At 34.1% G+C, this 24,797-nt stretch carries 16 protein-coding genes and 8 pseudogenes; all 24 read left to right on the top strand.

From position 1 onward, the window contains the following. Positions 1 to 124: 124 nt before the first annotated feature. A complete protein-coding gene (locus bpuSUM_RS08990) occupies positions 125 to 754 on the top strand; it encodes a Vsp/OspC family lipoprotein (RefSeq protein ID WP_247068084.1) in 630 nt (209 codons plus the stop codon). Between the two features lie 178 nt (positions 755 to 932). After that, positions 933 to 1,914, top strand: a pseudogene (locus tag bpuSUM_RS08985) (variable large family protein). Between the two features lie 117 nt (positions 1,915 to 2,031). Beyond that, positions 2,032 to 3,141 (top strand): variable large family protein, encoded by a 1,110-nt coding sequence (locus bpuSUM_RS08980; protein ID WP_247068134.1) that lies wholly within the window; start codon positions 2,032 to 2,034, stop codon positions 3,139 to 3,141. A 117-nt stretch (positions 3,142 to 3,258) separates the two neighbouring features. Beyond that, complete coding sequence (locus bpuSUM_RS08975) at positions 3,259 to 4,335, top strand: variable large family protein (RefSeq protein ID WP_430644688.1); 1,077 nt, start codon at positions 3,259 to 3,261, stop codon at positions 4,333 to 4,335. Between the two features lie 59 nt (positions 4,336 to 4,394). Continuing rightward, positions 4,395 to 5,435 (top strand): variable large family protein, encoded by a 1,041-nt coding sequence (locus bpuSUM_RS08970; protein WP_430644692.1) that lies wholly within the window; start codon positions 4,395 to 4,397, stop codon positions 5,433 to 5,435. Between the two features lie 117 nt (positions 5,436 to 5,552). Further along, entirely contained in the window at positions 5,553 to 6,602 is a 1,050-nt protein-coding gene (locus bpuSUM_RS08965) for a variable large family protein (protein WP_430644687.1), read from the top strand. Between the two features lie 300 nt (positions 6,603 to 6,902). Next, on the top strand, positions 6,903 to 7,457 hold the full coding sequence (gene bdr / locus bpuSUM_RS08960) for a Bdr family repetitive protein (protein WP_247068082.1): 555 nt from the start codon (positions 6,903 to 6,905) through the stop codon (positions 7,455 to 7,457). Between the two features lie 213 nt (positions 7,458 to 7,670). Next, positions 7,671 to 8,288: a Vsp/OspC family lipoprotein gene (locus bpuSUM_RS08955; protein ID WP_347343316.1), complete on the top strand. Its 618-nt coding sequence runs from the start codon at positions 7,671 to 7,673 to the stop codon at positions 8,286 to 8,288. A gap of 170 nt (positions 8,289 to 8,458) precedes the next feature. Next, a pseudogene (locus bpuSUM_RS08950) lies at positions 8,459 to 9,511 on the top strand (variable large family protein); the annotation flags it as partial. A 98-nt stretch (positions 9,512 to 9,609) separates the two neighbouring features. Next, positions 9,610 to 10,614 (top strand): annotated as a pseudogene (locus tag bpuSUM_RS08945) (variable large family protein); the annotation flags it as partial. Between the two features lie 105 nt (positions 10,615 to 10,719). Beyond that, positions 10,720 to 11,360 (top strand): annotated as a pseudogene (locus tag bpuSUM_RS08940) (Vsp/OspC family lipoprotein). A gap of 124 nt (positions 11,361 to 11,484) precedes the next feature. Next, positions 11,485 to 12,537: pseudogene (locus tag bpuSUM_RS08935) on the top strand (variable large family protein). 125 nt (positions 12,538 to 12,662) lie between these two features. Further along, entirely contained in the window at positions 12,663 to 13,706 is a 1,044-nt protein-coding gene (locus bpuSUM_RS08930; RefSeq protein ID WP_430644686.1) for a variable large family protein, read from the top strand. A 59-nt stretch (positions 13,707 to 13,765) separates the two neighbouring features. Further along, positions 13,766 to 14,460: pseudogene (locus bpuSUM_RS08925) on the top strand (Vsp/OspC family lipoprotein). Between the two features lie 188 nt (positions 14,461 to 14,648). After that, complete coding sequence (locus bpuSUM_RS08915) at positions 14,649 to 15,746, top strand: variable large family protein (protein WP_430644691.1); 1,098 nt, start codon at positions 14,649 to 14,651, stop codon at positions 15,744 to 15,746. Positions 15,747 to 15,868: 122 nt separating this feature from the next. Further along, on the top strand, positions 15,869 to 16,927 hold the full coding sequence (locus bpuSUM_RS08910; RefSeq protein WP_430644685.1) for a variable large family protein: 1,059 nt from the start codon (positions 15,869 to 15,871) through the stop codon (positions 16,925 to 16,927). Positions 16,928 to 17,051: 124 nt separating this feature from the next. Next, positions 17,052 to 17,687: a Vsp/OspC family lipoprotein gene (locus bpuSUM_RS08905; protein ID WP_430644684.1), complete on the top strand. Its 636-nt coding sequence runs from the start codon at positions 17,052 to 17,054 to the stop codon at positions 17,685 to 17,687. 130 nt (positions 17,688 to 17,817) lie between these two features. Then, the gene (locus bpuSUM_RS08900; protein WP_247068111.1) at positions 17,818 to 18,855 is read left to right on the top strand and encodes a variable large family protein; all 1,038 of its coding nucleotides are present in this window, start codon (positions 17,818 to 17,820) and stop codon (positions 18,853 to 18,855) included. Between the two features lie 129 nt (positions 18,856 to 18,984). After that, a pseudogene (locus tag bpuSUM_RS08895) lies at positions 18,985 to 20,041 on the top strand (variable large family protein). A gap of 124 nt (positions 20,042 to 20,165) precedes the next feature. After that, positions 20,166 to 21,233: pseudogene (locus bpuSUM_RS08890) on the top strand (variable large family protein). Between the two features lie 950 nt (positions 21,234 to 22,183). Beyond that, entirely contained in the window at positions 22,184 to 23,071 is an 888-nt protein-coding gene (locus bpuSUM_RS08885; RefSeq protein WP_247068000.1) for a P12 family lipoprotein, read from the top strand. A 160-nt stretch (positions 23,072 to 23,231) separates the two neighbouring features. Then, a complete protein-coding gene (thyX, locus tag bpuSUM_RS08880) occupies positions 23,232 to 24,056 on the top strand; it encodes an FAD-dependent thymidylate synthase (RefSeq protein WP_247068007.1) in 825 nt (274 codons plus the stop codon). Between the two features lie 88 nt (positions 24,057 to 24,144). Beyond that, positions 24,145 to 24,351: a hypothetical protein gene (locus tag bpuSUM_RS08875; RefSeq protein ID WP_247068078.1), complete on the top strand. Its 207-nt coding sequence runs from the start codon at positions 24,145 to 24,147 to the stop codon at positions 24,349 to 24,351. Between the two features lie 256 nt (positions 24,352 to 24,607). Further along, positions 24,608 to 24,766 carry a hypothetical protein gene (locus bpuSUM_RS08870; protein ID WP_247068076.1) on the top strand — a complete coding sequence of 53 codons (159 nt, stop codon included), beginning with the start codon at positions 24,608 to 24,610 and terminating at the stop codon, positions 24,764 to 24,766. The last annotated feature ends 31 nt before the right edge of the window (positions 24,767 to 24,797 follow it).

Genomic DNA, 24,797 nt, shown 5'->3' with positions numbered 1-24,797 from the left:
TTAATTGTTATATCATGCTCAATATCTTTAAGATTATAGTGCCTATGTTCTTAGTTTTTGTTTTTATCTTATCAAATGTTGTTAGTCATCTTTCTCCCTTGAAGTAATAAGGAGGCACGTGATAATGAAAAGAATTACTTTATGTGCGTTATTTTTGACTTTATTTTTACTTAGCTCTTGTAATACTTCAGGGAATGCTACTAAAGATGGGCAGGCTGCTAAATCTGATGGTACTGTTATTGACCTAGTTACAATAACTAATAACATCAAAGACTCTGTTGCTTTTGCTAAGAGTGTTAAAGAAATTCATACTTTAGTTAAGTCCATTGACGAACTTGCTAAAGCTATTGGGAAAAAAATTAAAAATGATGATACTCTTGATACTATGGATGGTAAGAATGGATCATTGCTTGCAGGGGCATTTCAGATAATATCAACTGTAAAGTCTAAATTAGGAACATTAGCAAAAACAAATGAACTTTCTGATGAATTGAAGCAAAAAGTTAATGCTGCAACGGCTGCAAATACATCACTTTTAAATAAGCTGAAAGAGAAGAATGCTGATCTGGGTAAAGAAGGTGCTAGTGATGCTGATGCTAAAGCAGCCATACTTGTAAGTAATGGTACTAAAGATAAAGGAGTTGATGAACTTATTAAGCTCAATACAGCAATTGATGCGTTGTTAACGGCTGCTGATGCTGCAGTAACGTCTGCAATTAAGGAGCTTACAACACCCGCTAAACCTTCTAACTAAAGATAAATTATTATTATAAGATTAGTTTTTAATCAATCGTTATTTTCTTATAAAATAAAGTCTATAAATAATAAGCTAAGAGTTTGCTTCTCTTAGCTTTTTTTTCTTCTTTAATTCTCCCTTTACTTGCTTTACTATTTTACTTTTACTTCTTAGCTGTGGCAGTGGGATTACTAAGATGGAAGATCCTAAAACCACGTTTTTAAATTCATTAGTTAAGATAGGTTATGGGTTTTACGAGATTTTTGGTATTTTTGGTAATGCTATTGGTGATGCTTTGGGACTTACAGCAGTTAAATCGGGTGACAAGAAAAGTAAAGTTGGTGGACACTTTGAGAAAGTAAAAAAAGGTTTAGGTGATACTAAGTAGAAGTTAAAAGAGATATCAGATAAAATATCTGAAGCAAAAAATGCTAATGTCAGCACAATTGAAGCTGTGAAAAGTGCGATTAAAGATGCTAGTAATGTCTTTGAACAACTAATTTCTGCTTTAACTAAACTTGCTGGGGGTAACTAATGATGGGAACCCAATTGGTGATGCTAATGTAGGAGCTGCTCCTGCTGCAGCTGATAAGGATGGAGTTAATACTATAATTAAAAGTGTAAATTCAATTATTGATGTAGCAAAGAAATCTGGAGTAGAGATTGAAACTGGAGATGCTGGTGGTCAAGTAGAAAATGCTAATGGACTTAAAGTAGTGGTTCACAATGCTGCTGCTGATGCTAATACGGGTTCTAAACTTGCTGAAGAGGTAGCTAAGGCAGATTCATGGGCTATGATTGATAAGATTAAAAATGCTAAAACCGATGGAAATGCTGTTGATGCTGCTGGTGCAGAATCTGGTCCACTTGCTCTTGGTGGTAATACTCAGAATGATAATGGAACTGCAAAAACCAATGCTGACCTAGCAGCTGCTGTTGCTCTTAAGGCTATGACTAAGGGTGGTAAATTTGGTGCTAATGCAGCAGATGCAGAAATAGTTAAATCAGCTGCTGTAAGTGCTGTAAATAAGGTTTTAGGAATACTTGATTTTATAATTAGGAAAACAGTATCAAGCAATCTAAATAAGATAAAAGAAGCTGTTAAGGGAATACAATATTCTGAAACTACTATTGAATCAACTGAAGCTGGTGCTGCTCAACCTACTGCTACTAAATAAATTATCTAATTAAATAATCTAAATAAAGTCATTTAAGGAAAACTATTTCTCTCTTTATGAGATTTGTTTTCCTTTTATTTGTATTTTTGTCCCCTTGAGGTAATAAGGAGGCACGTGATAATGAAAAGAATTACTTTATGTGCGTTATTAATGACTTTATTTTTACTTCTTAGTTGTGGCAGTGGCAGTGGCAGTGGCAGTGGCAGTGGCAGTGGCAGTGCTAGTGCTAGTGCTGAGGATCCTAAAACCACTTTCTTAGATTCATTAGTTAAGATAGGTCATGGATTTCAAGAGGTTTTTGGCATCTTTGGGAATGCTATTGGAGACGCTTTGGGACTTACAGCAGTTAAATCGGGTGATAAGAAAAGTAAAGTTGGTGAACACTTTAAGACTATAGGTGATGGGCTTTCAACTACTAAGGAGAAGTTAAAAGCGCTATCAGATAAAATATCTGAAGCAAAGAATGCTAATATCAGTACAATTGATGCTGTTAAGAGTGCAATTAGCAGTGCTAGTGATGTGTTTGAACGACTAATTAGCTCTGTAACCAAATTATCGGGGATAACTAATGATGGTGCTGACATTGGTGATAATGCTAATGCTGTTCCTGGTGCTGATGAAAAGGCTGGGGTTGAAGCTATTATTGCAGGAGTTAGAGATATTATTGGAGCAGCTGATAAGTCTGGTGTAAAAATTGAATCTGGAAATTCTGGTGGTCCAATAGCTACTGCAGCTAATACTACTGATGCTCTTGCTGTTCTTGGAGGTAATACTGCCAATGCTTCTGCTGGAGCTGGTGATAAGCTAGCATCTGAAGTAGCTAAAGCTGATCCGTGGGCTATTATTGATAAGATTAAAAATGCTAAGGCTACTGATGGTATTCAACTTGATGCTGGTGAGAAAGATGCTGGTATATTAGCCGCTTCTAATAATAATGCTTCTGCTAATGCTGGTGCTAAAAGTAATGCTGACCTAGTAGCTGCTGTTGCTCTCAAAGCTATTACTAAGGGTGGTAAATTTAGTGCTAATGCTGCAGATACTGATGCAGTTAAAGCTGCTGCATTATCTGCTGTAAATAAAGTATTAGGAATACTCGACTTGATAATTAGGAAAACAGTTGCAAGCGAACTAGATAAGATAAGAAAAGCTGTTAAGGGAATACAGTACTTTGAGACTACTACTGAATCAACTGAAACTAGTGCTATTCAACCTACTGTTGTTAAATAAATTATCTATTTAAATAATCTAAATAAAGTCATTTGAGGAAAACTCTTCTCTCTTTATGAGAACCGTTTTCCTTTTATCTATGTCTTACCCTCTTTAGTAATAAGGAGGCACGTGATAATGAAAAGAATTACTTTATGTGCGTTATTGATAACTTTATTTTTATTTCTTAGCTGTGGCAGTGGACATCAGTCTGCTATGGGTGGCGGGGCTGCTACAGGAGGGAGCAGTTTAAGTTCTGTTCTCATGGATATAGGTAGAAGTGCTGAGAATGCTTTTTATTCTTTTTTAGAGTTACTCTCTGATACATTAGGTTTTACTGCTAAATCAACTACAAAGAAAAATGATGTAGGAAGCTATTTTAACGGCTTGGGTGAAAAGCTTGGAGTAGCGTCAGAAGAGTTAGAACAAGTGGCAGTTAAAGCAACAGCAGGTGTTGATACAAGCGATGCATCTAAAGATCCTATTAGAGTCGCTATTGAGACAGCTAAGGCTACTTTAATCACATTAAAGACTCATTTAGAGTCCTTAAAAGATATAGGTGATGGTAATATAGTAGGTCATGCACATAATGCTCAAGGTGCGGGGACAAAAGCAGATGATGCTGAATCAAATAAATTCCTTAAGGCTTTGCAGGAGATAGTAAAAGTTGCAACAGATGTAGGTGTTACAGCCTTAAAAGCAGGAGCTACAACATTACAAGCAAATGGAGGCGAAGATAATAAAGATGGGGCTAAGATATTGGCTACAAGTGCTGGTAATCCAGCAGCAGCAGATGTAGCTAAAGCAGCAGCAATACTAGCAACAGTCAGTGGGGAGGAAATATTAGCTTCAATAGTTGCATCACAAGAAGGAGATGTTAAAGCAGTAACAGCAGCTGCAACTGCAAATACAACCTCATTGGAATTTGCTAAAGGAGGTACTGCAGATAATTTAGCAAAAGATACAGCTAAAGCAGCAGCGGTAGCAGGAGGAATAGCATTACGTTCTTTAGTTAAAACAGGTAAATTAGCAGCAGGTGCTGCTGATAATGCTACAGGGGGAGAAAAAGAAGTACAAGGCGTAGGAATAACCGCAGTAAATAAGTTATTAGTAGCAGTAGAGGATATAATTAAAAAGACAGTAAAGAATGTTCTTGAGAAAGCAAAAGGAGAAATAGATAAAGCAAGAGCACCAAAAACAGCAGCTCATCAGTAAAATAGATAGTTAGATTAATTACTTAAAATTAAGATTAGAAGGCAAGCTTATCTCTAAGTCTGCCTTCTTTTTTTCGTTGTAATAGAGCTTATGAAGTTAAATTAGATGCTGAATCTAAAACCACTTTCTTAAATTCATTAGTTAAGATAGGTCAAGGATTTCAAGAGGTTTTTGGTTTTTTTGGTAATGCTATTGGTGATGCTTTGGGACTTACAGCTGTTAAATCGGGTGATAAGAGAAGTAAAGTTGGTGAACACTTTGAGAAGATAAAAAAAGGTTTAGGAGATACTAATAATAAGTTAAAAGCGCTATCAGGTGAAATATCTAATGCAAAGAATGCTAATAGTAGCACAATTGAATCTGTTAAGAGTGCAATTAACAGTTCTAGTGATGCTTTTGATAAATTAATCGATTCCTTAACCAATTTGGCTGGTGTAACTAATGATGGTAACCCAATTGGTGATTCTAGTGCTGGTAATGCTGTTGCTGCCGATAAAGATAGCGTTGAAACTGTTATTAAAGAAGTTAGGAATATAATTGGAACTGCCGAAAAGTCTGGAGTAAAGATCGAATCTGGAGATGCTGGTGGTGAAGTGGCTAAAGGTGCTGCTACTGCACCTGCTATTATTAATGCTACTGGAGCAGCTGGACAGGGAGCTGGTCCTAAACTTGCTGAAGAAGTTGCTAAGGCTGATCCATGGGCTATTATTAATAAGATTAAAAATGCTACAATTAATACTGCTCAACTTAATGGGGATAATAATGATGCAGGAGTTTTAGCTACTGGTGCTAATGTGGGTGATGCTAATGGTGCTAAAGCTGCTACTAATGCTGACCTAGCAGCTGCTGTTGCTCTTAAAGCTATGATTAAAGATGGTAAACTTAGTGCTAATGCTGCTGCTAATGATGCTGAAGCAGTTAAAGCTGCTGCTGTAACTGCTGTAAATAAGGTACTGGGAATACTTGACTTGATAATTAGGAAAACAGTAGTAAGCAATCTAGATAAGATAAGAGAAACTGTTAAGGGAATACAGTACTCTGAGATTACTACAGAAACAACCGAAGCTAGTACTACTACTCAACCCACAGCTGCTAAATAAATTATCTAATTAAATAATCTAAATAAAGTCATTTGAGGAAAACTCTTCTTTTCATAAGAACCGTTTTCCTTTTATTTGTATTTTTGCCCCTTTAGGTTAATAAGGAGGCACGTGATAATGAAAAGAATTACTTTATGTGCGTTATTAATGACTTTATTTTTACTTCTTAGTTGTGGCAGTGGTACTACTAGTGCTGAGGATCCTAAAACCACTTTCTTAAACTCTATTGCTAATTTAGGTAAAGGGTTCTTAGATGTTTTTACTTCTCTTTCTGATATGGTTACTGGGGCTTTTGGTATTAATGCTGAGACTAAGAAATCTGATATTGGTAAGTATTTTACTTCTATTGAAAAAACTATGACATCTGTTAAAAAGAAATTAAACATTGTAGTGGCAGAGAATGGTAATTATCCAAAGGTAAAGGAAGTTGTTGATAACTTTATCACTGACACATTAGATAAAATTGCAGAAGGGGCTAAGATTGCTGCTAGTGGTGCTACAACTGATACTGATATTGGTGGTGCTCCTAAAGAAGGTCAAAATGCTGCACCGGCTGATACTTCAAGTGTCAACGCTCTTGTTAAAGGTATTGGACAAATAGTTGAGATCGTGCTAAAAAAAGATGAGGGTAAAGCAGATGCTACTAAGACTGGTGACACAGAGAAAAAATCAATTGGTAAGTTGTTTGGTACTAAAGACGCTGATGGTGCAGAAGCACATGCTGCTGCAGCTAGTGCTTCTATTGGGGCTGTAACTGGTGCTGACATCTTGAAAGCTATTGCTAGATCTGGAGAGACTGCTGATAATAGTAAAAATATTGAAGAAGCAAAAGACGCTGCAAGTATTGCTTCAGCTAAGAAGGAAGATGATAAAAAAGAGATTAAAGAGGCAGCAAGGAAGGATGCTGTTATTGCTGCTGGTATTGCACTGAGGGCAATGGCTAAGGATGGTAAGTTTGCGGCTAATCAAAATGCTAAAGATGCTGATGCAGTCAATGGTGTTGCTGCTAATGCTGTTGGTAAAACTTTAAGTACTCTTATTATTGCTATTAGAAATACTGTTGATAGTGGGTTAAGGTCAATTAGTGATGCTCTTGCTACAGTTACACAAGAAGATAAGTCTGCAGAAATTACTACACCTGCAGACTCAACAGCTAGTGGACAATAATAAATTATTATCAATAAAATATACATAACTAAATAAAGTCATTTGAGGAAAACTATTTCTCTATTTATGAGAACCGTTTTCCTTTTTTACTATCTGTAATCATACTCAGGTCCTAAATCATAGTGATAGCAATCCTTTAACAACAGATTGATTGTAAGACTACATTTGAGTTTTTTTATAAGATAAAAAAATAGACTAAACATTTATGTTATGGTTAGGTACCCTCTTAAATTACATATTACTAACATACGGTTCCTATAATACTTAAGATATTATATAATAATTACATAAGGAGATTTTATGCAAGATTCATCGCTACATTCTGTTGAGAGTACACAAATTTTTAATGGGCATGTTACAGAGGAGATTATATATCAAGAATTTGTAAAGATGGGTATGCAAGATTTTATTGCGAATGATCTCTCTAAAAGATATTACCGTAATGAACTGACTTATAGGGATATTGAATATTTAGAGAGTAATTTTAATCTTAAGCTTGAGATGTTAGAGCGTAGTTTAAAATCTGAAGTTATTTTTGTGAAAACCGAACTTGATAACAAAATAGACTCTGTTGAGAATAACTTAAATGCGAAAATTGACACTAAATTTAATGAACTTGATAACAAGATTGATACTAAATTCAATGAACTTGATAATAAGATAGATAATGTTAGAAATGAGGTTTCTCTTGTTAGAAAAGATATGGAAATTAATAGGATGGAGCTTGATAATAAACTTGATAAAACCGCATCAGAATTTAAAAGTACATCAAGATTACATAATTGGATGTTTGGAACCCTTATTACTCTTAATATAGGAATATTTTTAGCATTAATGTCATTATTAGTAAAGTAAATTTATTTACCTACCCCCTTATTTAATTGATTTTCTGTCAATTATTTTTTTACAAAACACTAAATTGTAAAATACAATTTAACTTCATTAATCGTTGAATCACACACAGCCTCTGCGATGTTAAAGTACTTATTCTTTTAGCTTTTGTTTTGTGCTTATCAAAGCTTGTTATCCATCTTGCCCCTTTTTGAGGTAAAAAGGAGGCACGTGATAATGAAAAGAATTACTTTATGTGCGTTATTTTTGACTTTATTTTTGCTTATTTCTTGTAATACTTCAGGAAAGAATCTTACAGATGATGAAGTGGCTAAATCTGATGGCACTGTTATTGATTTAGCTAAAATAACTAAGAACATCAAAGACTCTGTTGCTTTTGCTAAGAGTGTTAAAGAAATTCATACTTTAGTTAAGTCCATTGATGAACTTGCTAAAGCTATTGACCAAAAAGTTGATAACGCAACTCATCAACTTGTGGATGGTGCTGGTGAAAAAAATCATAATGGATCTTTAATTGCGGGAGCATTTCAAGTAATATCAACCGTAAAAGTTGCATTAATAGCATTAGAAACAGAAGTTGGAATCCCTGATACACTTAAGAAAAAGCTTGGTGAAGCTAAGGCTAAAAGTAATGAATTTTTAAATAAGTTAGAGGAGTCAAAAGATCAGGCTGATGCAGCAAAAGCTATAGATATAATTAAGGGTGATGGCAGTAAAGGTGGTAATGAACTTAAGGCTCTCAACCAATTAGTTGGCGAGTTGTTAAAGACCGCTGAGGATGCAGTAGAATCTGCAATTAAGGAGCTTACAACTTCTGTTAAACCCTCTAACTAAAGATAAATTATTATTATAAGATTAGTTTTAATTAATGATAATTTTCTTATAAAATAAAGTCTATAAATAATAAGCTAAGAGTTTTCTTCTCTTAGCTTTTTTTGTTTCTTTTATTCTTCCTTTACTTCCTTTAGCATTGATTTTATCTTGTTTTATCATTTAGTGATAATTTATATTGCTTATTTTTACTTCTTAGCTGTGGCAGTGGACAACAATCTGTTGATGCTGCTAATGGTGGCGGGGCAGCTACAGGAGGGAGAACTTTAAGTTCAGTTCTAATGGATGTAGGACGAAGTGCTGAGAATGCTTTTTATTCATTTTTAGAATTACTCTCTGGTACATTAGGTTTAAGAGTAACTAAGGATACAACTAAGCAACAGGTAGGAAATTATTTTAACAGTCTAGGTGATAAGCTTGGACAAGCATCAGACGAATTAGAAGAGGTAGCAAAAAAATCAAAAACAGAGCTTGATAAAGGTGATCTAAACAAGGTAATTAAGGAAGCTGTTGATGAGGCTAAGACTACTTTAAACACATTGAAAACACATCTAGAGTCTTTAGGTCAAGTAGGCAATGAAGATGTAGTAGGTGAGGTACCAAGTGCTAACAAACAGGGAGCCTCAGTGAGTATAAATGAATTAAAAGCAGCATATAAAGCGTTAAAAGGAATAGTGGACACAGCAGATAAAGTAGGTGTTGGAGAGCTAAAAGAGGGTAATGTTCAAATGAATGCAGGAATAATAGGAGTAGATAATCCAGAACACGGAGCTAAGGTCTTAACAACAGGTGCTGCCGGAGCAGCTGTGGGAGATAAAGCAGCATTAATAGTAGCAGCAGTAAGTGGTGAGGAAATATTAGCATCAATAGTTAAGTCACAGGAAGGAGATGCGGATAAAACAATAGGAAATAATGCAGATGTCAACACAAGTGCATTAGAATTTGCAAAAGGAGGAAATAATTCAGCTCATTTGGCCCAAGGTGCAGTAAAGCCGAGTGCAGTGAGTGGAGGAATCGCATTACGTTCATTAGTTAAAGGTGGTAAATTAGCTTCACATAATGCAAATAATGACGAAAAAGCAGTACAAGCGGTAGGAGTTACTGCTGCAAATAAACTATTAGTAGCAGTAGAGGATATAATTAAGAAAACGGTAAGGAATGTTCTTGAGAAAGCAAAAACAAAAATAGATGAGGCAAGAGCTCCAAAAGAAGCAGCTCAGCAATAAAATAGATAATTAAATTATTAAGTAATTAGAGTAGAAGGCAATCTTAGAGATAACTTTAGGATGCCTTCTATATTATTTGTAATTAAACTTAAGAATTTAAATTGGCTGCTGAAAGTAAGAATACTTTCTTAGATTCATTAGTTAAGATAGGTCAAGGATTTCAAGAGATTTTTGGTATTTTTGGTAATACTATTGGGGATGCTTTGGGACTTACAGCAGTTAAATCAGGTGACAAGAAAAGTATAGTTGGTGAACACTTTAAGATTATAGGTGATGGACTTACAACTACTAAGAATAAGTTAAAAGAGTTATCAGGTGAAATATCTGGAGCAAAAAATGCTAATAGCAGCACAATTGAATTTGTTAAGAGTGTAATTAACAGTGCTAGTGATGTCTTTGAGCAACTAATTGCTGCTCTAACTAAACTTGCTGATACTGCTAAAGAGGCTGGTAATACTGATATTGGTGATACTGCTAATAATGCTACTGTAGTTGCTGCTGATAAACCTAGCGTTGAAGCTATTATTGCAGGGGTTAAAGATATTATTGGAGCAGCAGAGAAATCTGGAATAGAAATTAAATCTGGAAACGCTGGTAATGCAGTAAATGCTGATGCTAATACTGACGCACCTGCTGCGATTGCTGCCAATGCTGGTGCTGGTCAAGGAGCAATTGCAAAACTAGCAGCTGAAGTATCAAAAGCAGATCCGTGGGCAATTATTGATAAAATTAAGAATGCTAAAGCTGATAATGCTCAACTTAATGCTGCTACCAATTATGGTGCTGGGGAATTGGCAACTGGTACTCCTAATCAAGCTAATGGTTCTAAAGCAGCTACTAATGCTGACCTAGCATCTGCTGTTGTTCTTAAAGCTATAACTAAGGCTGGCAAATTTAGTGCTGCTGCTAATGAAGATGGAGCAGTTAAAGCTGCTGCTGTAACTGCTGTAAATAAGGTATTAGGAATACTTGACTTGATAATTAGGAAAACAGTATTAAGCAATCTAGATAAGATAAGAGAAGCTGTTAAGGGAATACAGTACTCTGAGATTACTACTGAATCCACTGAAACTAGTTCGATTCAACCTACTGTTGCTAAATAAATTATCTATTAAATAATCTAAATAAAGTCATTTGAGGAAAACTATTTCTCTATTCATGAGATTCGTTTTCCTTTTATCTATATATAAAACCTCCCTTAGTAAAAAATGAGGCACGTGATAATGAAAAGAATTACTTTATGTGCGTTATTTTTGACTTTATTTTTGCTTATTTCTTGTAATACTTCAGGAAAGAATCTTACAGATGATGAAGTGGCTAAATCTGATGGCACTGTTATTGATTTAGCTAAAATAACTAAGAACATCAAAGACTCTGTTGCTTTTGCTAAGAGTGTTAAAGAAATAGAAACCTTAGTTAAATCCATTGATGAACTTGCTAATGCTATTGGGAAAAAAATTAAAGACTCTGATACTGAACTTGCTGATAATAAAGACAAAAACACTTCATTGATAGCAGGAGCATTTAATATTGTGTTACATGTGAAGATTAAATTGACACAATTGGAGAAAAAGGAAGGAATCTCTGATGAGCTGAAAACAAAAGTTACTGCAGTTAAGACCGCAAGTACTGATTTATTAAATAAATTTAAAGACAAAATGCTGATCTTGGTAAGGCAGATGGTGCTGCTACTGATGCTCATGCAAAAGAAGCTATAGATAGAACCGATGCTTCTGCTACTGACCTTAAAAAATTAAATACAGCAATTGATGAGTTGTTAAAAGCCGCTAATGATGCAGTAACATCTGCAATTAATGAGCTTACAACTTCTGTTAAACCCTCTAACTAAAGATAAATTATTATTATAAGATTAGTTTTTAATCAATCGTTATTTTCTTATAAAATAAAGTCTATAAATAATAAGCTAAGAGTTTGCTTCTCTTAGCTTTTTTTGTTTCTTTAATTCTTTCTTTATTTGCTTTATTACTTTATTTTTACTTCTTAGCTGTAGTAGTGGGAGTACTAGTGCTGGGGATACTCAGAGTAGATTCTTAAAATCGGTTATTAGTTTAGGTAATGACTTTTTAAATGTTTTTACTTCCCTTTCTGATATGGTTGGAGGGGTTTTAGGTTTTAATACTACTACTAAAAAATCTGATGTTGGGAACTATTTTAAGACTATAGAAAAAAGCTTAACAACAACTAAGACATCCCTTGAGAAAATTATTGCTGATATGAAGACTGAGAATAATCCTAATGCTGCTACAGCTGAGACCGCTGTACAATCTCTAATTACTAATACTCTTGATAAAATAATTGAGGGTGCTAAGACCGCTAGTGAGGCCATTGGTACTACAGGTGATGAGCTGCTTGGTAATATTTCTGATAAGGGTGCTGGTGATAATACTTCTCATGGTGCTGGTGCGAGGTCTGATAGTGTTGAAAATTTAATTAGGGGAGTCAAATCAATTGTAAACGTGGTACTGGGAGATAAAGGAAATCCTGATGCTGGTACTGATAAAAAAGCTGAAGATGGCGGGCAAAGGTCTGAGGGCAATGCGGGTGATGGTTAAGCAACTAAATTATTTGTTGGTGCTGGTAATGCTGGGGATGCCGGTCAAACTAAGAAATCAGTAGCTGATGCCTCTAAGGCTGTTGGAGCAGTAACTGGTGCTGACATCTTGAAAGCCATGGTTAAGGATAATGTTGCTGCTGCTAAATTAGCTAAAAATAATGTTGCAGCTGTTAACGCTACTGGTAGACCTAAAGATGCAATCATTGCAGGAGGTATAGTACTGCGGGCAATGGCTAAGGATGGTAAATTTGCTAATGCTAGTGCTGATGATCAAGGGGCAGTTGCTTCTGAAATTAAAGGAACAGCATCAAGTGCAGTAACTAAAGCATTGGGTACTCTAACTATAGCAATAAGAAATACTATTGACAGGGGGCTTAAGACTGTTAAAGATGCTATGAAATTTAATCCTGATTCTACTACACCTGCAGACTCAACAGCTAGTGGACAATAATAAATAATTAATAACAAATACATAACTAAATAAAGTCATTTGAGGAAAACTTTTATCTCTTCATGAGATTCGTTTTCCTTTTAGTTATATCTTGCCTTCCTGAGGTAAAAAGGAGGCACGTGATAATGAAAAGAATTACTTTATGTGCGTTATTAATGACTTTATTTTTACTTCTTAGTTGTGGCAGTGGTAGTGCTAGTGCTGAGGATCCTAAAACCACATTCTTAAACTCTATTGCTAATTTAGGTAAAGGGTTCTTAGATATTTTTACTTCTCTTTCTGATATGATTACTGGGGCTTTGGGTATTAAGGCTGATACTAAAAAGAGCGATATAGGGAAATACTTTTCTGATATTGAAAAAACTATGACATCTGTTAAAGAGAAGTTACAAGATGAAGTTGAAAAAAATGGGAATTACGTAAAGCTTAAATCGGTTGTTGAGCACTTTATCACTAACACATTAGACAAGATCGCTGAAGGGGCTAGAGAAGCTGCTAAAGGGGCTGAAGGTAATGACCCAATTGCTAATGTTGCTGATCAAAATGCAGGTGCTGCTGGTGAAGAAGCTTCGGTTAAGTCTCTTAGTGAAGGAATTGGAAAGATTATAGGTGTAGTGCTTAGAGACAAAGGTAATCCTGAGGCTGGGACTGATAAAAAATCCGATGGTCTTACCGTAAGAACCGCTGCTGCTGGAGATGGTGAAGCAGGTAAATTATTTGCTGCTAATGCTGGCACTGCTGAGAATGCAAAGAAATCAGCGGCTGATGTAGCTAAGGCTGTTGGGGCTGTAACTGGTGCTGACATCTTACAAGCTATGATTAAGAATGATGGTGTTGCTGCTAAGTTAGCTAAGGGTAATGATGGTAATGCTGGAGCTGCTCCTAAAGATGGAACTATAGCAGGTGCTGTAGCTTTAAGGTCTGTGGCTAAGGGTGGTAAATTTGCTGGTCCTAGTGATAATGCTAATGCTGATGCGAAGAAAACAGTAGAGGATGCGGCTTTAAGCGCAGTAACTAAGGCATTGGGTACTTTAACTATAGCAATAAGAAATACTGTTGATAGTGGTTTAAAGACAATTAGTGAAGCACTAGCAGCAGTTAAACAAGAAGATAAATCTGTAGATTCTACTACACCTGTAGAAGCAGCAACTGGTGGACAGCAACAGTAAAGAATTAATAACAAATACATAACTAAATAAAGTCATTTGAGGAAAACTTTTCTCTCTTCATGAGATTCGTTTTCCTTTTAGTTGTATCTTGCCTTCCTGAGGTAAAAATGAAGCACGTAATAATGAAAAGAATTACTTTGTGTGCGTTATTAATGACTTTATTTTTACTTATTTCTTGTAATACTTCAGGGTCTGCTACTAAAGATGGGCAGGCTGCTAAATCTGATGGCACTCTTATTGATTTAAAATCAGCAAGTTCGAAAATAAAATCAGCGAATGATCTTGCAGTAAGTATTAAGGAAATAGAGGGATTAGTTAAGTCCATTGATGAGCTTGCTAAGGGTATTGGAAAGAAGGTTAAAAATACTGGAGAACTTGAAGATAATGCAACACATAAGGATAAGAATAGTGCGGTAGTTGCAGGAGCATATAGTATAATGTTACATATAAGCACTAAATTGACAGCATTGAAGTCAAAATTTGATTATGATGAACTGAAGGCCAAAATTGGTGCTGCTGAAAATTTAAGTACAGCATTTTTAGAAAAAGTAAAAAGGACAATGATCTTTGTAAAGATGACGCTACTGCAGAGCATACACAACAAACCATACTTAAAAATCATGGAACTAAAACTAAAGGAGCACAAGAGATTGATGATTTAAACACAGCAATTACTGATTTATCAAAGGCCGCTAAAGAGATTGTAGAATCTGCAATTAATGAGCTTACAAGTCCTGTTAAATCCTCTAACTAAAGATATATTATTATTATAAGATTAGTTTTTAATTAATAGTAATTTTCTTATAAAATAAAGTCTATAAATAATAAGCTAAGAGTTTGCTTCTCTTAGCTTTTTTTTGTTATTTTATTTCTTTCTTTATTTCCTTTACTACTTTGTTATACTTCTTATGATACCTTTGATTACTTTTGTCTTTTAGACTTATATTTATATCTTGTTTTTATCTTGTTTTATCATTTAATGATAATTTAGATTGCTTATTTTTACTTCTTAGTTGTGGCAGTGGTACTACTAAGATGGAGGATCCTAAAGCCACATTTTTAACTTCTATTGCTAATTTGGGTAAAGGGTTCTTAGATGTTTTTACTTCCCTTTCTGATATGATTACTGGAGCTTTGGGTATTAAGGCTGAGACTAAGAAATCTGATATTGGTAAGTATTTTACTTCTATTGAAAAAACTATGACATCTGTTAAAAAGAAATTAAACATTGTAGTGGCAGAGAATGGTAACTATCCAAAATTAAAAGAAGTTGTTGATACTTTTATTACAGGCACATTAGACAAGATCGCTGAAGGAGCTAAGACAGCTGCTACTGGGGCTGCAGGTAATGCTATTAGTGAGGTTGTCAAATCTAATGCTGCTGGTGATGGTCCTGATGCAGAAAGTGTAAAGAACCTTGTTAAAGGGATTAAACAAATTGTTGATTTGGTAATAAAAGAAGGTAATGGACAAGCAGATAAAACTACCCCAGCTGATGATGATAAAAAGAATATTGGTAAGTTATTTGGAGCTGAAACTGCCGATGATAAGGGTGCTGAAGAGAAACATGTAGCGGCTGCTAGTGCATCAATAGGGGCGGTAACTGGGGCTGACATATTACAAGCTATTGCTGCTGCTAATGCTGATGCTACGAAGGGTGGTAAAGTTAAGGAAGTGAAAGATGCAGCAGGTTTGGCTTTAGCTAAGGGTACTTCTACTGCTAATGATGATCAACTTACTACTGCAGAATCCAAAAAAGATGCAGTGATTGCAGCAGGAATAGCATTAAGAGCTATGGCTAAAGATGGTAAATTTATTGTTAAGGATACTGCTGAAAAGAAGACTGAAGCTGAGTCTGCTAAAGGAGTTGCTGCTAGTGCTGTAGGCAAAGCATTAAGTACTCTTATTATTGCTATTAGGAATACTGTTGATACTGGTTTAAAGTCAATTAGTGATGCTCTAGCAGCTGTTAAACAAGGAGATAAGTCTGCAGATTTTACTACACCTGCAGAAGCAGCAACTACTGGACAACAACAATAAAGGATTAATAACAATATACATAACTAAATAAAGTCATTTGAGGAAAACTTTTATCTTTGTGAGAATTGTTTTCCTTTTGTTTGTATTTTTGCCCTTGTGATGTAATAAGGAGGCACGTGATAATGAAAAGAATTACTTTATGTGCGTTATTTTTGACTTTATTTTTACTTCTCAGTTGTGGTAGTGGCAGTACTAGTGCTGAGGATCCTAAAATCACATTCTTAAACTCTATTGCTAATTTGGGTAAAGGGTTCTTAGATGTTTTTACTTCTCTTTCTGATATGGTTACTGGGGCTTTTGGCATTAATGCTGAGACTAAGAAATCTGACATTGGTAACTATTTCACTTCTATTGAAACAACTATGACATCTGTTAAAAAGAAGTTACAAGATCAAGTTGCTAAGAATGGGAATTACTCAAAACTTAAAACAGTTGTTGATACCTTTATCACTAACACATTAGACAAGATCGCAGCAGGAGCAAAGGAAGCTGCTAAAGGGGCTACTGGTGATGTTATTGGTAATGCTACTGCAACTGGACATGGGGCTACTCCTGCTAGTAAGGATTCAGTTGTTTCTCTTGTTAAAGGGATTAAGACTATTGTTGAAGTGGTTCTAAAAAAGGATGAGGGGGATGCAGGAGCTAATAAAACAGGGGATGATAAAAAGGACGTTGGTAATCTTTTTATTAATGATGCTGGTAAAGATGGTTCAAAAGAAGAAAATATTGCAAAGGCATCAGCTAGCATTGGAGCTGTAACTGGTGCTGATATTTTACAAGCTATTGCTAACTCTAAAGAAGATCCTCAAGTTGATAATGCTAATGGAATTGAAAAAGCCAAAGATGCAGCTGAGATCGCTATTGTTCCTGCTGTTAACAAGACGGAAATTAAAGAAGATTCAGCAAAGAAAGACGCTGTTATTGCTGCAGGTATTGCACTGAGAGCTATGGCTAAGGATGGTAAATTTGCTGCTAAGAATGAAGAGAAATCTGCCAATGCAGTCAATGGAATAGCAGCTAATGCTGTTGGTAAGACTTTAAGGACTCTAATAATAGCAATAAGAAATACTGTTGATAGTGGTTTAAAGACAATTAGTGATGCTCTTGCTACAGTTACACAAGAAGATAAATCTTTAGATTCTACTACACCTGCAGACTCAGCAACCGGTAGCCAGCAATAATAAATAATTATTAAAATATACATAACTAAATAAAGTCATTTGAGGAAAACTTTTATCTTTGTGAGAATTGTTTTCCTTTTGTTTGTATTTTTGCCCTTGTGATGTAATAAGGAGGCACGTGATAATGAAAAGAATTACTTTATGTGCGTTATTAATGACTTTATTTTTACTCTTATCTTGTAATAATTCAGGAAAAAATCTTAAAGATGATGAAGTGGCTAAATCTGATGGTTCTGTTATTGACCTAGCTAAAATAACTAAGAACATTACAGATTCTGTTGCTTTTGCTAAAGATGTTAAAGAAGTTCATTCTTTAGTTAAGTCTATTGATGACCTTGCTAAAGCTATTGGAGCGAAAATTAAAGATTCTTATGAGCTTGATACTACCAATTCTGGTCATAATGGAGCGTTACTTGCTGGGGTGTTTCAAGTAATATTGACTGTAGAAACCAAGTTGAAATCATTAAAGCAGTCAGCTAAACTCCCTGAGTCACTTAAGGCAAAGGTTACTGCTGCTGAGCAATCAAGTAAAAAATTCTTAGACAAATTGAAAGGTGAGAATGCAGCTCTTGGTAAAGAAGATGCTTCTGATGCTGATGCAAAAAAAGCTATAGATAAAAATGATAATACTGGAGGTAAAGGTAAGGAAGAGCTCGGTGAACTAAACACAGCAATTGATGCATTGTTAACAGCTGCAGACGCTGCAGTAACAGCTTCAATTAATGAGCTTACAACTTCTTCTAAACCCGCTAACACCTAAGGGATAAACAAGTTAATTAACTATTATAATGATTACTTTTTAATCAATCGTTATTTTCTTATAAAATAAAGTCTATAAATAATAAGCTAGGAGTTTGCTTCTCTTAGCTTTTTTTGTTCCTTTATTCTCTATTTACTTCTTTTACTTCTTTATTATACTTCTTAGTTGTGGCAGTGGTACTACTAGTGCTGAGGATCCTAAAACCACATTCTTAAACTCTATTGCTAATTTAGGTAAAGGGTTCTTAGATGTTTTTACTTCTCTTTCTGATATGATTACTGGGGCTTTTGGTATTAAGGCTGAGACTAAGAAATCTGATATTGGTAACTATTTCACTTCTATTGAAAAAGCTATGAACACAGTTAAAGAGAAATTACAAGATCAAGTTGAAAAGAATGGTAACTATCTAAAGATAAAGGAAGTTGTTGATAACTTTATCACTAACACATTAGACAAGATCGCTGATGGGGCTAAGACTGCTGCTACTGGGGCTACTGGTAACGATGCTATTGGTAATGCTACTTCGGCTGGACATGGGGCTACTCCTGCTGACAAAGACTCTGTTATCTCCTTAGTTAAAGGAATTAAAACTATTGTTGATTTGGTTTTAAAAGATAAGGGTGATGCAGGTGCTACTAAAACAGGAGAGGATGATAAAAAGGATGTTGGTAATCTATTTGCTGATGCGAATGGTAAAGATGATGCTAAAGAAGAAAATATTGCAAAGGCATCAGCTAGTATTGGTTCAGTGACCGGGGCTGACATTTTGCAAGCTATTGCTAAATCCACAGAAAATCCTACTGCAAATAGTACTGATGGAATTGAAAAAGCTACAGATGCTGCTGAGATTGCTATTGCTCCGGCTGTTAACGGCAAAAAAGAAATTAAAGATGCTGCAAAGAAAGACGCTGTTATTGCTGCTGGTATTGCACTTCGGGCAATGGCTAAAGATGGTAAGTTTGCTGCTAAGAATGAAGCAAAATCTGCTCATGCAGTTAATGGGGCAACTGCTAGTGCTGTTGGTAAGACTTTAAGTACTCTAATAATAGCAATAAGAAATACTGTTGATAGTGGTTTAAAGACAATTAGTGATGCTCTTGCTACAGTTACACAAGAAGATAAATCTGTAGATTCTACTACACCCGCAGAAACAGCAATTGGTAGGTAATAATAAATAATTATCAATAAAACATACATAACTAAATAAAGTCATTTGAGGAAAACTCTTCTTTTTATAAGAATTGTTTTCCTTTTATTTATATCTTGACTTCCTGAGGTAATAAGGAGGCACGTGATAATGAAAAGAATTACTTTATGTGCGTTATTTTTGACTTTATTTTTACTTCTTGGCTGTGGCAGTGGTACTACTAAGATGGAAGATCCTCAGAGTAGGTTCTTAAAGTCTGTGATTAGTTTAGGTAATGATTTCTTAAATGTTTTTACTTCCCTTTCTGATATGGTTGGAGGGGTTTTAGGTTTTAATACTACTACTAAAAAATCTGATGTTGGGAACTATTTTAAGACTATGCATGATACTCTTTCATCTACTAAGACATCTCTTGAGAAAATTGTTGCTGACATGAAATCTGATAATAATCCTAATGCAGAGGCTACTGATACCGCTGTAAAATCTCTAATTACTAATACTCTTGATCAAATAATCCAGGGTGCTAAGACTGCTAGTGAGGCTATTGGTACTGATAGTAATGACCTGCTTGGTAATGTTGCTGCTCAGAATAACGGTGGTGCTGCTGGTAGTGAAGTCGATAAACTAGTAAAGGGTATTAAATCAATTGTAGATGTGGTACTTGGTGAAAAAAAAAGGAAATTCCGATGCTGGGGATGATAAAAAGGCTAGTGATGGTTCTACTGCAAGAACCGCTGCTGCTGGGGATGGTGAATCAGGTAAATTATTTGCTACTGGTGCGGGAGCTGTTGGTGATGTTAACAATTCAAAAAAGGTTGCAGCTGATGCTGCTAAAGCTGTTGGGGCTGTAACTGGCGCTGACATTTTACAAGCTATGATTAAGGATGATGGTGATGCTGTTAAATTAGCTACTTCTCAGAATGCTGGAGCTGCCCCTAAAGATGCTACTATTGCAGGAGGTATAGCACTGCGAGCGATGGCTAAGAATGGTAAATTTGCTGGTCCTAGTGCTGCTGCTGATGATGCTGTTACTGCAGTTAAAGGTGCAGCAATAAGTGCAGTTACTAAAGCATTAGATACTTTAACAATAGCAATAAGAAATACTATTGACTCAGGCCTTAAAACTATTAAAGATGCTATGAATATTAATCCTACTGATACTACTTTAACTAATGATAATCAGGCTTCTGAAGCTAAGAAAAACTAGTTAGAATTTAATAACAATATACATAACTAAATAAAGTCATTTGAGGAAAACTTTTCTTTTCATAAGAATTGTTTTCCTTTTGTGTTTATATAGTCTTTCTGAGGTAAAAAGGAGGCACGTGATAATGAAAAGAATTACTTTATGTGCGTTATTTTTGACTTTATTTTTACTTCTTAGTTGTGGCAGTGGACAACAGTCGGTTGATTCGGCTAATGGTGGCGGGGCAGCTACAGGAGGGAGCAGTTTAAGTTCTGTTCTCATGGATGTAGGTAGAAGTGCTAAGAATGCTTTTTATGCATTTTTAGAGCTACTTTCTGGTACATTAGGTTTTACTGCTAAATCAACTACAAAGAAAGAGGATGTAGGAGGGTATTTTAACAGCTTAGGTGCTAAGCTTGGAGACGCATCAACAGAATTAGAAAAGATAGCAAAAAGTCAGAGACAGAGCTTGATAAAGGTGAGCTAAACAAGATAATTAGAAGTGCAGTTGATTCTGCTAAGTCTATTTTAAACACATTAAAAACTCATTTGGACTCTTTAAAAGATATCGGTGATGCTAAACCAGTAGGTGAGGCTGCAAGTAATGCTCAAGGCACAGCACCAACTGATGTTGAATTAAAGAAAGTATATAATGCATTGAAAGGAATTGTAGAAGAAGCAGGTAAGGTAGGTGTTCCAAAGCCAGAAGCTGGAAATGTAGCAGTAAAAGTAGGTAATGCAGATAATAAAGATGGAGTAAAAGTCTTAGCTGCAGGTGCTAATGCAGGAGCAGCTGTGGGAGATAAAGCCGCAGCAATAGTAGCAGCAGTTAGTGGTGAAGAAATATTAGCTTCAATAGTTAAGTCACAAGAAAGTGATGCTGATGCAGCACTAGCAGTTGATGCAACTGCACAGACAAGTGCACTAAAGTTTGCAAGAGGAGGAAGTGATACAGGTCAGTTAGCAAAAGATGTAGCTAAAGCAGCAGCTGTAGCAGGAGGTATAGCATTACGTTCTTTAGTTAAGGATGGTAAATTAGCTGCGAATAATAATGATGATGACAAAGTAGTACAAGCAGTAGGAGTAAGTGCAGTAAATAAGTTATTGGTATCAATAGAGGATATAATTAAGAAGGCAGTAAAAGAATGTTCTTGAGAAAGCAAAAGAAAAAATAGATAAAGCTAGATCCCCAAAACCAGCAGCTCAGCAGTAAAATAGATAGTTAGATTCATTACTTAAAATTAAGATTAGAAGGCAAACTTATCTCTAAGTCTGCCTTCTATATTAGTTGTAATGAAATTAAAAAGTTGAATAGTTCGGTAGTAATGCAGAGAATCTTCAAACCGTATTTTAACCTCTTATAGTTAATTTAGTTTATTTGTTCCTGTAGCAATCTTGTTTAATGTTAAGAAAGGTTAAGATAAATCTGTTTATGCAGCTAATGGTGTTGTTATTAGTGCTAATTCTAAGACATTTAATCTATCGCAAGAACTGTTTTTAGTGCTTGTAAAGTAATTTCAACAGTATTTTTAATAGCAATTAGAAGATATACTAAACGATTAAATAATAAAATAAATCTTGAAATGCTATTACACCTGCAATTTTAACAGTTAACATAAATAACTAGTACAAAATAAATATATAACTAAATAAAGTCATTTGAGGAAAACTATTCTTTTTATAAGATTCGTTTTCCTCAAATGACTTTATTTATATAGATATTTGTACTAAAGATAAGACAGTAACTTTTATTCAGTTCCATATTAATTAGGTGTAAGTAAGTATTATGAGATTAGTTTTGATTAGTAAGTGAGTAAAATTATTCTGAAAGTAAAGGTAGGAACCAGGTTTCTTAGTTTTTGTTTTTATTGAATGATATGTTTACTTTAGTTAATTGTTTTTTGATTATTTATTTTTTTAAGTTTAAATTGGATGTGATTGATTACAAGTTTTAGATTAAGATTATATTTTTGTTCTTTATTGTATAAATTTACTTATTAAAATAATTTTGAATTACCTTTAATTATTACAGAATAGAATAATTGAGGTTTTATGGAATTTATTTTTGTTATTTAAAATAAAAGGGTGTACATTTGTCAGTAATTATTGTATTTCAATATCGAGATTCAATAATTAAATAATCTAATATCCCAGGAGGGAGATATGAAGAGAAATATTTTATCAGTATGTATGTTAGCATTATTATGTTTGTTATCATGTGATATGAATGCCCTTAATGATTTATTAAATGAAGTAAGGGAAAAGGTTTTAGATGAAAGCAAAGATAATAAATATTTAAACCATGAACAAGGAAATCAGGAACAAAAAGAAGTTGTTATAGATTCTCTTGAAGAAGGAGTAGAAATACAACAAGACATGGAAGTAAAACCTGTTAATGCGGGATTTGAGGTGTTTAGGCAAGAGTATCCATACTATCCTCAAGAAGAAGTAATAAAAATAGAAGAAAAAGATTTAGTTCCAAGTACTGAATCCGAAAAAGAAGCACAAGCAGAAATTGAAAAAGTAAAAGGTGCTCTTGGAGATTCTGGATTCCAGCAATTAATTAAGAATGCACTTGAGCTTAAAGATAGATGTGAGCGAGGAAGAGCTGATTTTTATGATATAATGGGAAAAATTCAGAGTGAAAGAATATCACTAACCAAAAAGCGTAAGGAAAATATAGAAAAGATAAGAAAGTTAACTCAATTGCAAAATAAGTTAAATGATGAAAGGTCTAATCTCGAGAGGCTTATGAATGAAGTTGAGGTTGGACTTAATGAAAGAAGTTCTGCAAAATATTTTTTTGAAGATTCTGAAAAGATTTTAAAAGAAGCTATTACTGACAGATTAAGAAATAACAAACGTAGAAGTTACTGGTCAAGAAGAGGGAATGGTGATTTTCTAGCTAGAAAGGCACGAAGTAATGCGGAAAGTTCTTTAGAACAACTAGAATCTTCTTCTGTGAAGTTAATTGAAGCAATGGCAAAGATAAAAGAAATAGAAGAACTTATTAGTGAGGCAAAGTCTGCTCTAGGTAATCTTTCAAGATAGAGACTGAAAAATTTAAATATTTTATAATATTAGTATTTTCAAGAAGAGTTCCTTTATAAGGGACCTTCTTTAATTTTATTTAAATAAGTTTCTAAAAACTATATAATGATTTAAATTGAATAACTAGTGAATTATTTTAAGGTGTTGAGGTGTAATTGTTTTGAATACTGATATTGAGAGAGAAGATTTATTAAATAAGGAATATAAGGTTTTAGATAAAGGCTTTATCAAACTTGTTGATTATATGGGTAGTGAGGAGAGAATATTGAATGCAGCAAGGATTTCATATCGAGGTGAGAGAATTAGGAGGACAGATGCTGAACTTATAGATTATTTAGTTAGAAATGAGCACACAAGTCCATTTGAACAAGTGGTTTTTACATTTTATATTAAGGCTCCTATATTTGTTGCAAGGCAATGGATGAGACATAGAACAGCAAGGATTAATGAAGTATCTGGTTCATATAGTTTTCTTAGAGAAGAGTTTTATGTGCCTTTAGAGGAGGATCTAAAAATACAAAATATTGAGAGTAATCAAATTGAAGCTAATTTTGCAAAGAATGTGTTAAGTGATTTAAGAGAGAGTCAAAAAACTTGTTACAAGTTATATCAAGATATGATAAATAGTAATGTTTCAAAAGAAGTTTCTAGAATAGCTTTACCTTTAAGCTTGTATACTGAATGGTATTGGCAGATTGATTTAAATAATCTTTTTCATTTTATCAAATTAAGGTTGGCATTAAATGAATCGAAAGAGGTTAGTGAAAATTCATCAAAAGAGATGAGTGAATATGCCAAAATATTGCTTGATGTTATTGAAAAGCTTGTGCCTATTGCTACTAAAAGTTTTAAGAATCATATCTTAAAAGGGTGTAGGTTGTCTTATGAAGAGATAATAGCTATTTCTGGTGCATTAAATATTAGTAAACTCAAATTGGATGATAAGGCATTAAATAGATTAAAAGATAAGCTTAATATTAAATAATAAAAATAAAGTTTTTCTATTATTCTGTTGAATAACAGTAATAATGAGATATACTTTATAAAAAGTAAGTTGATGTTGGATTTTGTGTGTGAGAGAGAAGATAAATTTTATATATAGAATTGTATTTATATTTTGTATAATTTGTTTTGTAAGTTGTGAATTATTTAAAAATTCTGATAATAAAGGTGATTTATTTCAAAATCTAGGGCATGTTAATTTAAAGTCAGATTGGAGAGATAATCTTAAGCTTAATAAAGAAGAGTTTGATACATTAACTTTTTTGTTAATGCGTTAAAAAATGAATTACCTAAGGGTGGTTCAAGTCATTTTGATATTTATTTACAAGGAGATGTATCTAAAATAGAGGGATATATTAAAAGGTTTTTATTAAAACTGAATGATAAGGGAAAAGTTAAAGAATTACTTAAGCATATTAAATATGGCAAAGATAATCCACTTAATATAGAGGGTAGAGATGAAAAGCTTAATATAGATGCAAAGATTATTATAAAATAGAGAAAAGACTCACTGATGTTTTTGATAATTATTTTATGTTTTTAAATCCTCCTAGTTCTCCTTCAGGACCACCTCCTCTTATTGAAAACGATCCTGAAGAGAAAGTATTTGAATCAATTAAAAAGTGTGTTATGAGCATAGACATAGAAATAAAAACTAAATCGTACAGAATGAGATTTTTAAGATTAGCTTAACTAGTATTTTATACTATTAAAAACTAAACTA

It is taken from the genome of Borrelia puertoricensis (genome assembly GCF_023035875.1).
GTDB lineage: Bacteria > Spirochaetota > Spirochaetia > Borreliales > Borreliaceae > Borrelia > Borrelia puertoricensis.
Note: the sequence above shows the minus strand (reverse complement) of the source record. Positions and strands in the feature narration are given on the sequence as shown.